Consider the following 13133-nt stretch of genomic DNA (forward strand, 5'->3'; position numbering starts at 1 on the left):
CATCTAAAAAAACCAACTTCATCCTCTTTCCTCTATAAATTATTCTCTCTATCCTAACATAAGATCAACACGACCTAAGGCGCACCGACTGGTGGACGGGGATCCCTGTTGCTTTGGGCAAAGGTTGGCTCAAGCGGCTGATCTGAGCCTGGGCCTGCAGTTGTTCGTCAATCCAGTCCGCCAGTTCCCGCATGTAGAGCGCCACATGGATCGCCTGGTCGCGCTGTACCGGCTCCACACCTTTTTCTGCCAGGCGGGCCAGGATGACGGGGTGGCTCAGCTCTTCCAGGGCGGCAAAGTCTTCCGGTTGGTCAAACCCCAGCTCTGCCATTTTCTCAAACACGTACCCCAGCCGTAGGCCCGTGGACTCGCAGCGCCCTTCCGGTTGCCAGGGATCCCGCAGGGCCAGGGCAACAGTTCGGTAGGCGGTTTGGGCAATGGAGCGCCAGGTGCCGCGGTGAATGCGCAGGCTCAATTGGTGCCGGTTCCATCCCAGGGCTTCTCGCACCAGCAGGCCGCAATTGCAGCGGGTGCTGTCCCGCCAACAATACTCCCAGTCCCAGAAGCCCCAGTGTTGGGATTGGATACGATCCGCGGTGCGGCGCAGGAGAGCCGCCAACTCAGGTGTGGGGCGCATGGGGCAACACAGAGCTAAAACGCTAAAACAGCTCCAGTCTAGGCAGGCGAGCGATGGAGAACAAGCCCGGCTCAATCTTCTTGACATTCCTGGTCGTGATGGCGCGAAGCAACATATCCCTGTTCGGGCCTGTCCTCCGAGGGCAAAGCTCGTCGCCGTTGGCGATGCCGTTGCCAAGCCCCCCAGGCCACCCCCCCCAGCACCAGCGAGGCCCCGCCCAGGTAGGTGCCTCCTGCCGGCAAGCCCGCCAAAGCCAAAGCCAGGGATCCCCCCCAAAGGGTCATGGCATAGATCAGCAGCACTGAATGCCGATGGGATAGGCCGGCTTTGAGCAAGCGGTGGTGCAAGTGGCCTTTGTCGGGATGGAAAGGCGACTTCCCCCTGGCCAGCCGCTTGAGGATTACGGTGGACATATCCAGGATCGGCACCGCCAAGATAAAGAAAGGCAGAGCCACTGCCAGCGTGGTCACCCCCTTGGCCACCCCGATCACCCCAATCCCAGCCAGGGTAAAGCCCAAAAAATAGGCCCCCCCATCCCCCATGAAGATCTGCGCTGGGTTGAAGTTGTAGCGCAAAAACCCCAGGCAAGCCCCCGCCAAGGCCGCCGCCAGCATGGCCGCCGCCGGTCGATCCAGCAGCAGGGTTACGATCAGCATCACCACTGCCGCAATTCCCGACACCCCTGCCGCCAGCCCATCCAGCCCGTCCATGAAGTTGATGGCGTTGGCCATCCCCACCAGCCAGAACAGGGTAATCAGCAGGCTCAACCACACCGGAAAGGGCCAGATCCCTCTCCCGGGCAGACTGATGAACTCAATGCGCACCCCTACTCCCCAAGCGGCAGCAGCCACGCCGAATTGCATCAACAAGCGGGAAAAAGGCGACAGGTGAAACAGGTCGTCCGCCAGGCCAATCAAAAAAAACAAAACCCCACCGATCGTCACCCCCCAAATCTCGTACTCCTGCTCGGTGCGCAAGCCCCCAAAAGCTCCGGCTCCCCAGAGCAACAGCAGGGCCACCAAGTTCCCAAAAAAGATGGAAACCCCCCCCAGGCGTACCATCGGCTGCCGGTGGATCTTGCGCTCATCGGGAAAATCCAACTGGCCACTGCGGATCCCGACTGCCTTCACCATTGGGGTTGCCCACAGAACCACACAGGCAGCAGCAAGGAACGCGACCAAGTAGGGCATGGCAAGCCGCAGAGATGTATCGAGGACTCTGTCCCGCTACGCAGACGGTTAGCCCAGATGGGGGTAGAGGGGGAAACGGCGACAGAGCCGGGCTACCCGCTGGCGACACTCTTCCAACACAGCAGGCTCCTCAGGCTGAAACAGACAATCGGCGATGATCTCCCCAATTTCTTCAAATTCTACCGGCCCCAGGCCGCGGGTGGTCAAGGCCGGGGATCCCAGGCGCAGTCCGCTGGCCACGAAAGGCGGCTGTGGGTCGAAGGGAATGGTGTTTTTGTTGGCGGTGATATGGATCTCGTCCATTAGCCGATCCGCCCGTTTGCCTGTCATCACCGGATCCGCCGCCCCCACTTTTTCCAGCACCGCCGAAACCGAGCGCAGATCCAGCAGCATCAGGTGGTTGTCTGTGCCCCCGGAAACCAGCCGAATGCCCCGCCGTTGCAGGGATCCCGCCAGGGCCTGAGCATTGGCGATCACCTGCGCCGAGTACTGGGCGAAGCCGGGCTGCAGGGCTTCCCCAAAGGCCACCGCCTTGCCGGCAATGACATGCTCCAGCGGCCCCCCTTGACTGCCGGGGAACACCGCCTTGTCCAGCTTTTTGCCCAGCTCTGGGTCGCGGGTGAGAATGAGCCCTCCACGCGGCCCGCGCAACGTCTTGTGGGTGGTGGTGGTCACCACATCGCAGAGGGGCACCGGGTTGGGGTGGTGTCCGGTGGCCACCAGGCCGGCAATATGGGCAATGTCGGCCAGCAGATAAGCTCCCACCTCATCGGCAATGGTGCGGAAAGCAGCAAAGTCGATTGCCCGCGGGTAGGCGGAGTAGCCGCAGATGATCAGCTTAGGCCGATGCTGCAAAGCCAGATCCCGCACTTGATCGAAATCGATCCGCTCCGTTTGGGGATCCACCCCGTAATGCACCACCTGGAACCATTTGCCGGAGACATTCACCGGCGAGCCGTGGGTGAGGTGGCCGCCATGAGACAAATCCATGCCCATGATCGTGTCCCCCGGCTGCAGCAGGGCCAAGAAAACAGCAAAATTGGCCTGCGCCCCGGAGTGGGGTTGCACGTTGGCGTGAGCCGCCCCAAACAGTTGCTTGGCGCGGTCGATGGCCAACTGCTCAATCTCGTCGATAAACTCGCAGCCGCCGTAGTAGCGCTTGCCGGGCAACCCTTCCGCATACTTGTTGGTGAGCACCGAGCCTTGGGCGGCCAAGACAGCAGGAGAGGTGAAGTTCTCGCTGGCGATCATCTCCAGGTGATCCCGCTGTCGGTTGAGCTCTTGCTGGATCAGGCGGTAAACCAAGGGATCCGTTTCCGCCAGGATGGCCAAGCTATCCCGTGAGGTGGTCAGACTTTGTGGAGCAGCTACCATGATGACGCCAAGACCGAACTTCGCAGGAGGAATGGGCAAGGACTGCTTCGCCGTCGCAACAGCGTTGCGAAGCAACATCGTAGCATGACCCGCAAACCAGCAGTGCAGGCCCCGGCTTTTATACTTGGGGTCAACCGAGATGGACAGGGGCTGCTTTGTAAAGAATGTTGAGCTTTTCTTCTCGATGTCAGGGCTACCCCTCAAGCTACGGTAGAGTGAGGGGGCTGACTTTTGTGCAATTCCACTGTTAGGGAGTTGGCTATGACGGACGCGCAAGTTTTCACCATCCTGGCGATTGCCTTGGTTCCGGCAGTGATGGCTCTGCTTTTGGGATCCGCCTTGGCCCGTAGCTGAAGCCCCCTCATCCCCAGGGATCCCTTTGGCCTGCCCCGTCGCGACAGCGTTGCGGAGTAACAAGGCAGGCTCTTTTCTCTATCAAGACATGGAGAGTGTGGCTTGCGCTGTTGTGCTTGTTCGGCTGTACTGCCGTTGTTGGCTAAAGTTGAATTGATAAGGAGTATTCCCGGCAGCCAAGCAACTTGACGCAGGTGGATCTACAGCGGCTCCAGCGCGCCCTTTCTCTGGAAGCAGAGTTGGGGTTTACCAATCTCCAGGGGCGAGAGCAGACCTTCTCTCAGTTTGTGGGGAGCGTGTTTGGACAGGATCCCCCCTCCGACTGGGTGCTGGATGGAGATGACCGGCGGCGGTGGCGAGAACTGGGATCCCGCTATACCTTGTACCCGGAGCTGGAGCTGCCCGAACGCCAGCACCTGGTGGCCGAAACTCGCCGCTGGCTGGAGCGAGTCCGACGTCAGCAAGAGCAGCCCCAACCGTTCGCACCAACGGGGCGGAGCCCTCGTTCCCACCCACCTAGCCCGCTGGCGGCCTCGTCGCAACAGCGGTGGGGTTCCCAGAGCCCCATTTCCCCGCCTCTCCCCGCCAGCCTTAGCCTGGAGCAGCCGCTGCAATTTCTCAAAGGCATTGGCCCCAAGTCGGCGGAAAAGCTGGCACAACTGGGCCTGCACACCGTGCGGGATGCCCTGTACTACTTTCCCCGGGATCACCTGGACTACTCCCAGCAGGTGCTCATCCGCCAGGCCAAGGTGGGAGAAACCGTGACTCTGGTGGGGACGGTTAAAAGCTGCACCTGCTTCACCAGCCCCAAAAACCCCACCCTGACCATCTTTAACTTGAAAATCGCCGACAAGAGCGGCACCCTCACCCTCAGCCGCTTCTACAGCGGGCGGCAGTTTGCCCAGCGCAGTTGGCAAGCTTCTCTGGAGCGGCAATACCCCAAGGGAGCGGTGGTGGCTGCCAGTGGCTTGGTGAAAAAGGGTAGGCTGGGCCTGACGTTGGACAACCCCCAAATTGAAGTACTGGCCAGCGAGGGCAGCCTGCAGGACAGTTCTGGGGTTGGCAAGATCCTGCCCGTCTACCCTCTCTCGGAAGGGATCCCCGCCGATCTGGTGCGCAAGGCGGTGCAACTGGCTTTGCCGGCGGCGGCCTTGGTGGAGGATCCCTTGCCGGCGGATCTCAAGCGGCAGTTGCAGCTTTTGGACTTGCCTGTTGCCCTGCAGCAGATCCACTTTCCTGAGACCCGAGAGCTGCTGGCCCAGGCCCGGCGGCGGCTGGTGTTCGATGAGTTTTTCTACCTACAACTAAGCCTATTGCAGCGGCGACACCGCTATCGTGCCCAAGCTCAGGCCATACCTCGTTACCAGCCGGCTAGAGGGGAGCTGTTGGATCGCTTCTACCAAATCCTGCCCTTTCAGCTTACCGCTGCCCAGCAGCGGGCCATCGACGAGATCCTAGCGGATCTGCGGGATCCCTTGCCCATGAACCGCCTCTTGCAGGGAGATGTGGGATCCGGCAAAACCGTGGTGGCGGTGGCAGCTGTGCTGGCAGCCATTCAATCCGGTTGGCAGGCGGCCCTCATGGCTCCCACCGAGGTTTTGGCCGAGCAACACTACCGCAAGTTGGTGGAATGGCTCAGCCAGCTGCAGGTGCCCGTTGAACTGTTGACTGGATCCACGCCCCCTGCTAAGCGCCGGGAGATCCTGCGGCAGTTGCAGACCGGGGAATTGCCCTTGGTGGTGGGCACCCATGCTCTCATCCAGCCGGCAGTGCAGTTTCGCAACCTGGGCTTGGTGGTCATCGACGAGCAGCACCGCTTTGGCGTGGAGCAGCGGGCCGCTCTGCAACAGAAAGGGGATCACCCCGATGTCCTCACCATGACCGCCACCCCCATCCCCCGCACCCTCACCCTGGCCCTGCATGGGGATCTGGATGTTACCCAAATTGACGAGCTGCCGCCGGGGCGCAAGCCCGTGCACACCCTGGTGGCCCGGCCAGGGGATCGCCTGCAGGTGATGCGGCTTATCGAGCGGGAAATTGCCCAAGGGCGGCAGGCCTACGTGGTGCTGCCGTTGATTGAAGAGTCGGAGAAGCTGGATCTCAAATCTGCCATCGAGGAACACCAGCGTCTGCAGGAAAAGGTCTTCCCCCAATTTCGGGTGGGCCTGCTGCACGGGCGCTTGACCAGTAGCGAGAAGGAAGCTGTCATTGCGGCCTTTCGCCGGCGGGAGCTGGATATTCTGGTCTCTACCACGGTGGTGGAGGTGGGGGTAGATGTGCCCAACGCCTCGGTGATGCTGGTGGAGCACGCAGAGCGCTTCGGGCTCTCCCAACTGCACCAACTGCGGGGACGGGTGGGACGGGGATCCGACCAAGCCTATTGCATCTTGATGACGGGATCCAAAGGAGAAGATGCTCTGCGGCGGCTCAAGGTGCTGGAGCAGTCCCACGACGGGTTTTTCATTGCCGAGATGGATCTGCGCTTCCGCGGCCCAGGGGAGGTGATGGGCACCCGCCAGTCGGGGCTACCCGATTTTGCCCTGGCCAGTCTCATGGAGGATCAAGAGGTGCTGCAGCTGGCCCGCCAGGCGGCAGAGCAGCTTATTGTCCAAGACCCCGACCTGAAGCGCTGGCCCCCCTTAAGCCGCATACTGGAAGAGCGTCAGGCCCGTCTCTTGGGCCCTGGGTTGTTGACCTAAGCTAGGGGCAATTGGAGCACTATGCCCTATACTCTCGAAGACTTAAAAGCCCACGGCCTTTCCCCGGCGGAATATCAACAGATCCAGCAGCAGCTGGGCCGGGATCCCAACCCCAACGAGCTGGCCATGTTTGGGGTGATGTGGTCAGAGCACTGCTGCTACAAAAACTCCCGCCCTCTGCTGAAAAACTTTCCCACCACGGGCGAGCGGGTAGTGGTGGGGCCGGGGGAAAATGCCGGCGTAGTGGATCTGGGGGAGGGGGATTGGCTGGCGTTTAAGATCGAGTCCCACAACCATCCTTCGGCAGTGGAGCCCTTCCAGGGGGCAGCTACCGGCGTGGGAGGGATCCTGCGGGATATCTTTACCCTGGGCGCCCGTCCCATTGCCCTGCTTAACTCGCTGCGCTTTGGGCCGCTAACAGATCCCCGCAACCGCCGCCTCATGGCCAGGGTGGTGGAAGGGATCGCCCACTACGGCAACTGTGTCGGGGTACCCACAGTGGGGGGAGAAGTGGCGGTGGATCCCTGCTACAGCGGCAATCCCTTGGTCAACGTCATGGCTCTGGGGCTGCTGGAGACGCCGGCAGTGGTGAAATCGGCAGCGCGGGGGGTGGGGAACCCGGTCTTGTACGTGGGCGCCACCACCGGGCGGGATGGCATCCGCGGCGCCAGCTTTGCCAGCGCCGAGCTCAAGGAGGATGCGCAGCAGGATCGGCCGGCGGTGCAGGTGGGGGATCCCTTCCTGGGCAAATGTCTCATCGAGGCCTGTCTAGAAGCTTTTGCCACGGGAGCCGTGGTGGCGGCCCAAGACATGGGGGCGGCTGGCCTCACCTGCTCCACTTCGGAAATGGCCGCCAAGGGAGGGGTAGGCATCCGGCTGGATCTGGATCGGGTGCCGGCGCGGGAAAGCGGCATGGCTGCCTGGGAATACCTGCTCTCGGAATCCCAGGAGCGGATGCTGCTGGTGGTGCAAAAAGGCCGCGAGGCGGAGGTGATGGAGATCTTCCACCGCTGGGGTTTGCAAGCTAGTGTGGCCGGGGAAGTCATTGCCGAGCCGCTGGTGGAGATCTGGCACCAGGGATCCTGCGTGGTGCAGGTGCCGGTGCGGGCTTTGGCCGAAGACACCCCCGTCTATGTCCGTCCGGTGTTGCCAGAGCCGCCAGCCTACGTGCAGGCAGCGTGGCAATGGGATCCCGCCACTCTACCCCCTTATGATTGCCAGGGGATCCACCTCGCTCAGGCAACGCTGGCATGGAAAGAGGTGCTGCTGCAGCTTTTGGCCAGCCCCACCCTGGCCAGCAAAGCCTGGATCTATCGCCAATACGACCACCAGGTGCAAAACAACACCGTCCTTTGGCCGGGCCAGGGAGATGCGGCGGTTATCCGCATCCGTTCCCAAAAGTTTGGCGTGGGCGAGGTGCCGCCCCTGCGGGCTTCCCGCAAGGCCATCGCTGCCACCCTGGATGGCAATGGCCGCTGGGTGTATTTGGATCCCTACGAGGGGGCCAAGGCAGCCGTGGCGGAAGCTGCCCGCAACCTCACCTGTGTGGGGGCCGATCCCCTAGCTGTTACCGATAACCTTAACTTTGGCAATCCCGAAAACCCGGTGGTGTACTGGCAGCTGGCCCTGGCCTCTCGGGGGATTGGAGATGCCTGCCGTGCCCTCGGTACGCCGGTAACGGGGGGAAACGTTTCTCTCTACAACGAGACCCTCACCCCCCAGGGATCGCAGGCTATCTACCCTACCCCTGTCATTGGCATGGTGGGTCTTATTCCCGACTTGAAATGCATCTGTGGCCAGGGGTGGCAGCAAGAAGGGGATCTCATTTACCTCCTGGGATCCCAGGCCCTCACCAGCTTGGGGGGCAGCGAGTATTTGGCGGTCATCCACCAGCAAGTTACGGGCCGGCCCGCGCCAGTGGATCTGGAATTGGAAAAGCGGGTGCAAGCTGCCTGTCGCCATGGAATCCGCCAGGGCTGGGTGCGCTCTGCCCACGACTGCAGCGAGGGGGGATTGGCTGTGGCTTTGGCAGAAGCCTGCTTGAGCGGAGGCCGCGGCGCAACCCTCTCCCTGGCTCCTGGATCCTTGCGCTGGGATCAGGCCCTGTTTGGCGAGGGATCCAGCCGCATCCTGGTTTCTGTGGATCCGGCCCAGCGCTCTGCTTGGGAAGCCTATTTAGAAGCGCAGCTTGCCGGCCAGTGGCAGCTTTTGGGAGAGGTGGGATCCCCTGCGGATCCCCTGCTCTTAAGGACGGCAGAAGAGGATCCCTTACTGGTGGTGTCTTTGGCAGCCATGCAGGCCGCCTACCACGGTGCCTTTTCGGACTAGCTGAGCCTCGGTTGGGAAACCGTTTTCTGCGCCCAGCTCCCTTCTCCCTTGGGGAGAGGGGCCAGAGGTTGGAGAGGACAACATCCTTAGGGGGATTTTTCCTCACACAAATTGGCCTGGATCACCTCTCGATATTGGGACTTGGGCTTAACGCCCACCAACTGGGCCACCAGCGTCTTGTTTTTGAAAAATTGCACCGTCGGGGTGCCCGCCACCCCCCCTGCCTCTGCAATCTCCGGATCTTTCTCAATATCGATCTCCACCACGTGCAGCTTGTCCGAGAACTCATCGATGATCTTGTTCAAGATCGGCTTGAGGGCATGACAAGGGGCACAGGTGGGGGCGGTGTACTTGACCATGAGCAGGCGATCGCTTTCGTGGTAGAGTCGCCGCAGGGCATAGCTCCCCTCATGGCAAGTCTTGCTGAAGTCTAAGTCATCCTGTCCATTCTCCTCAAAGCTGGCCTCCTCAACAGCAGGATCCCCAGCAGACTCTGCCGCAGAAGTCGCAGCAGGGCTGGGTTCAGGATGGCTTTGGGGAAGGACGTGATACTCCTGGGCCAAGCCGTGTTCCGAGAGCCAGCGCTCTGCCAACATGGCCGCCATACAGCCAGTGCCGGCAGCGGTAATCGCCTGACGAAACTCGTGATCCTGCACGTCGCCGGCGGCAAACACCCCCTCCACACTGGTGGCCACGGATCCCGGGCGGGTGACGATGTAGCCGACTTCATCCAGTTCCAGTTGTCCTTTGAACAAGTCGGTGTTGGGCTTGTGGCCAATGGCATAAAATAGGCCACCCACTGACATCTCGCGTATTTCGCCGGTTTGGTTGTTCCGCACTTTCACCCCGGTCAGGCGCAGGCCGTCGCCCATCACTTCCACCGCCTCGGTGTTCCAGTGCACAGTGATCTTGGGGTTGTTGAGAACACGATCCTGCATGGCCTTGCTGGCCCGCATTTTGTCACTCCGCACCAGCATATGCACATGGGATCCAAACTTGGTCAGGTAGGTGGCTTCCTCACAAGCAGTATCGCCGCCGCCAATGACCACCAGTTCCACCCCTCTGAACATAGGCATAGCCCCATCGCAGATCGCACAGGCCGACATGCCCCGGTTCCAATAGGTCTCCTCTCCGGGCAGGTGTAGGCGCTTGGCTGTGGCCCCGGTGGCGATGATCAGGCTGTGGGTGCGCAATTCCCGCTCGTCAGAACGGACGACAAAGGGCCGCTGGCTTAAATCGACGAAGGTGACATCTTCAGTGTAGAGTTCCGCCCCCCACCGCTGCGCTTGGGCTCGCATGTTCTTCATCAGTTGGGGGCCGGTGATGCCTTCGGGAAAGCCCGGAAAGTTTTCCACCTCGGTGGTGGTCATCAGTTGCCCGCCAGGGATCCCGCCCGCCTGGAACCCCTCGAACACGACCGGCTTCAGGTTGGCACGCCCAGCGTAAATGGCTGCTGTAAACCCGGCAGGGCCGGAGCCGATGATCACCACATTCTCAACCCGATTTTGCTCTGCCATCCGATGTCTCTCCTTCTGCAACAGGACTAAAAGTCAAACTCATAACGACTACGCTTTAGCTTAACACCCTTTGGCAAACCGGGCGAGCTGGGGGCCTGCTGATCCTAATTTTCGCTCGCCTCAGGCAACCGGGGCAGGGTTTTGCCCGCCCCATCCGGTTATTTCTGCCCAGAGGTTGGCAGGGTGGCGGCCATTGCTCAAGTTCTGGATCCCCAACACCCCATCTGGATTGACCAAAACCAACAGGGAAAGGGGAGCGACTCCGATGAGCGAAAAAGCGGTGTCCGAGATAGCCAGCAAGTGGGTCAGAAGGCCAGGCTCGAAGCAATTTTGTATCAGAAACTACAAAATGCCCGTGTTGGCCTTTCTAGGATGAGTGAGCGTTTTTGGCCTGTCTGGGTCGAAGCGTGGGGATCACCTGCTGGGATCCCATTTATTCAGCCACAGTTCCCCCAGTCTTAACCGCAACCCAATCAGGAGAGAGTAATGGCATCCACGCCCCAAGAAGTGCTTCAGATGATCCAGGACAACAACGTCCAGATGGTGGATCTCAAGTTTGTGGATATCTTTGGCACCTGGCAGCATGTTTCCTTCCACACCTCGATGATTAAAGAAGAAACCTTCACCGAGGGGCTCCCCTTTGACGGATCCAGCATCCGGGGCTGGAAAGCGATCAACGAGTCTGACATGTACATGGTGCCGGATCCCAAGACGGCTTGGATTGATCCCTTTCTGGAGGTGCCCACCCTCAGCATAACTTGCAGCATTGTTGAGCCGCGCACCGGCCAGCCTTATAGCCGTTGTCCCCGCAGCCTTGCCGCCCGTGCCGTTGCCTATCTGCAATCGACGGGCATTGCCGATACCGCCTACTTCGGGCCGGAGGCAGAGTTTTTCATCTTTGAGGATGTTCGTTTCGACCAAACCCAAAACTCGGCCTACTACTTCGTGGATTCCATCGAAGGTCGCTGGAACTCGGGCCGCGAGGAGAAAGGCGGCAACCTGGGCTACAAGCCTCGCTACAAAGAGGGCTATTTCCCGGCCCCGCCCACCGATGCCCATCAAAACATCCGTACCGAGATGCTGCTGACCATGGGCAAGCTGGGGGTGCCTATCGAGAAGCATCACCACGAGGTGGCTACCGGCGGGCAAGGGGAGCTGGGCTATCGCTTCGCCGATCTGATCACGGCTGCCGACTACATGATGGTTTACAAATACGTGATCCGGAATGTGGCCCGCAAGCACGGCAAAACCGTCACCTTCATGCCCAAGCCCCTGTTTAACGACAACGGCACCGGCATGCACACCCACCAGTCCCTCTGGAAGGATGGCCAGCCTTTGTTCTATAGCGAAGGCACCTATGCCAACCTGAGCGAGACGGCTCTCTACTACATCGGTGGTCTGCTCAAGCATGCCCCGGCGATCCTGGCCTTCACCAACCCCACCACCAACTCCTACAAGCGCTTGGTGCCCGGTTTTGAGGCGCCGGTGAACCTGGCTTACTCCCAGGGCAACCGTTCCGCCGCCATTCGCATTCCCGTGACCGGCAACAATCCCAAAGCCAAGCGTCTGGAGTTCCGCTGCCCGGATGCCACCTGCAATCCCTACATCGCCTTCTCGGCCATGTTGATGGCAGGTCTGGACGGGATCAAGAATAAGATCCACCCCGGCGAGCCCTTGGACAAAGATATCTACGATCTGGAGCCGGAAGAGCTGGCCAAGATCCCTTCCACGCCTGGATCCCTGCTGGATGCTCTGGAAAGCTTGCAGAAGGATCATGCCTTCTTGCTGGAGGGAGGCGTCTTCACCGAAGATCTGATCCAGACCTACATCGAGTACAAGATCGACAACGAGATCAACCCCATCAATCTGCGGCCTCACCCCTACGAGTTCGCCCTTTACTTCGACGCCTAAGCGGTGTGGCTGATTCTGCAGCGGGATCCCATCAGGGATCCCGTTTTTTCTGAGCAAACGGCACTCCCAAACTGTGGATCCCTTGAGCAACTTGGCTGCTTTTGGTCAACAGCACCTCGTGCCAACGTTGAAGCATCCCGCGCTGCCCATCGACCCAACAAAACTCGCCGCAAAAAGGGATCCCCAGCAGGGATCCCTTCTCTTTGAGCTCAGGCCAGAGCATCAACAGTTACAGACAGATTAGCTCATGCTAACACGGCTACGGTCGTAGTTGAGCCGGAAGGTGGGATGCACTTTTCCTTGGATGCGGTTCCAGAAGTTGCGCACGTTGACATGCAGGCCAATCTGCTCTGTACCGCGGATCAGCATGGATTGCTGACGAATCCGAATCAAACGTTGATGGCTCATCATCAAGCGGCGAGACAGGTCGTCCAAGAGGTGAGAACGGCCAGCAGCAGCCGCCGGGGCAGATGCCTCTGCCGTCTGAACGGGTTGAGCCGATCCTTCGACCGCCTTGGGATGATAAGCCACACCTCGATAGAGCAGGTCAAGGTTGGTGGGCAAAACCACCGGCTTGGTCAGATGGCGGAACCGCCAGTCCAGCCCCCGGTAACGACCCCCCACTTTGCCGGGAGAAACCGCTGCAGTTGCAGAAGAGGGGGTGTAATCGACGCCACGGTAAAAGAGTGCCATGATCTTCGCCTCCAATGAGTTGAGTTTTCATCCGTTCGCCTTCTCCCAAGAGAAGCCCCACGGTTACCAGAAGAGTTGAGGCGCGTTCCTTCGGGATCTCTCCCTACTTCCGTCCTCTGGCTGCGATGTCGCTCTACCCATGATGAGCCGCCCAGCACGCGAGAGGATGAACGATTTCTATCTACATTCTGTATTATAAGCTACGGTTTTGGGGTGTTGTCAGCAACTTTTAACAAAAATTTCCACTGAGTTTCCGTCCAGCTTCCTCTGAATCCAGGCTGGATCTGAATCCGGGCTGGGCCAGCCGGGATCCTCGGGGGCAGCAGGGTGCAGAGCTTGAAGCCGAGTTCTTCGCTCTGTCCGAGATGCCAGAGGAAGCATTATCGTGGAAGAATCCTCAGGATTGGCTACAAAAGTTCACATTCCTCGG

Annotated in this window: 11 protein-coding genes and 1 riboswitch; of the genes, 4 read left to right on the forward strand and 7 right to left on the reverse strand. The window is 60.2% G+C overall.

The window, feature by feature from the left end:
* Window positions 1–64: 64 nt before the first annotated feature.
* The 3 genes from NW842_RS05900 to glyA all read right to left on the reverse strand — a co-directional run bounded on the left by NW842_RS05900 (window position 65) and on the right by glyA (window position 3201).
* Window positions 65–637 carry a hypothetical protein gene (locus tag NW842_RS05900; protein ID WP_414417664.1) on the reverse strand — a complete coding sequence of 191 codons (573 nt, stop codon included), beginning with the start codon at window positions 635–637 and terminating at the stop codon, window positions 65–67.
* A gap of 71 nt (window positions 638–708) precedes the next feature.
* A complete protein-coding gene (locus NW842_RS05905) occupies window positions 709–1827 on the reverse strand; it encodes a glycosyltransferase family 4 protein (RefSeq protein WP_414375029.1) in 1119 nt (372 codons plus the stop codon).
* A gap of 48 nt (window positions 1828–1875) precedes the next feature.
* Window positions 1876–3201, reverse strand: a complete 1326-nt coding sequence (gene glyA, locus NW842_RS05910) for a serine hydroxymethyltransferase (RefSeq protein ID WP_414417677.1) — start codon at window positions 3199–3201, stop codon at window positions 1876–1878.
* 261 nt (window positions 3202–3462) lie between these two features.
* Between glyA and psaM the strand changes: the two genes are divergently transcribed.
* The 3 genes from psaM (at window position 3463) to purL (ending at window position 8582) form a co-directional block, all read left to right on the forward strand.
* Window positions 3463–3555 carry a photosystem I reaction center subunit XII gene (gene psaM, locus NW842_RS05915; RefSeq protein ID WP_011434349.1) on the forward strand — a complete coding sequence of 31 codons (93 nt, stop codon included), beginning with the start codon at window positions 3463–3465 and terminating at the stop codon, window positions 3553–3555.
* A 194-nt stretch (window positions 3556–3749) separates the two neighbouring features.
* Window positions 3750–6254, forward strand: a complete 2505-nt coding sequence (gene recG, locus NW842_RS05920; protein WP_414417678.1) for an ATP-dependent DNA helicase RecG — start codon at window positions 3750–3752, stop codon at window positions 6252–6254.
* Window positions 6255–6275: 21 nt separating this feature from the next.
* Window positions 6276–8582: a phosphoribosylformylglycinamidine synthase subunit PurL gene (gene purL, locus NW842_RS05925; RefSeq protein WP_414417665.1), complete on the forward strand. Its 2307-nt coding sequence runs from the start codon at window positions 6276–6278 to the stop codon at window positions 8580–8582.
* An 86-nt stretch (window positions 8583–8668) separates the two neighbouring features.
* Here purL and trxB read toward each other — a convergent pair whose 3' ends face one another.
* Window positions 8669–10099, reverse strand: coding sequence for a thioredoxin-disulfide reductase (trxB, locus tag NW842_RS05930; RefSeq protein ID WP_414356527.1), 1431 nt, complete (start codon window positions 10097–10099; stop codon window positions 8669–8671).
* A gap of 120 nt (window positions 10100–10219) precedes the next feature.
* Window positions 10220–10399 (reverse strand): hypothetical protein, encoded by a 180-nt coding sequence (locus tag NW842_RS05935; RefSeq protein ID WP_414356529.1) that lies wholly within the window; start codon window positions 10397–10399, stop codon window positions 10220–10222.
* A gap of 186 nt (window positions 10400–10585) precedes the next feature.
* Between NW842_RS05935 and glnA the strand changes: the two genes are divergently transcribed.
* Entirely contained in the window at window positions 10586–12010 is a 1425-nt protein-coding gene (gene glnA, locus NW842_RS05940; protein WP_414356530.1) for a type I glutamate--ammonia ligase, read from the forward strand.
* A gap of 31 nt (window positions 12011–12041) precedes the next feature.
* Here glnA and NW842_RS05945 read toward each other — a convergent pair whose 3' ends face one another.
* Entirely contained in the window at window positions 12042–12233 is a 192-nt protein-coding gene (locus NW842_RS05945) for a hypothetical protein (protein ID WP_414356532.1), read from the reverse strand.
* 17 nt (window positions 12234–12250) lie between these two features.
* Window positions 12251–12703 carry a DUF4278 domain-containing protein gene (locus NW842_RS05950; protein WP_414375032.1) on the reverse strand — a complete coding sequence of 151 codons (453 nt, stop codon included), beginning with the start codon at window positions 12701–12703 and terminating at the stop codon, window positions 12251–12253.
* Between the two features lie 79 nt (window positions 12704–12782).
* Window positions 12783–12878, reverse strand: a riboswitch (Glutamine riboswitch).
* Window positions 12879–13133: the final 255 nt, after the last annotated feature.

Origin of the sequence: Synechococcus sp. R55.4, assembly GCF_047461935.1 — a bacterium.
Lineage (GTDB): Bacteria > Cyanobacteriota > Cyanobacteriia > Thermostichales > Thermostichaceae > Thermostichus.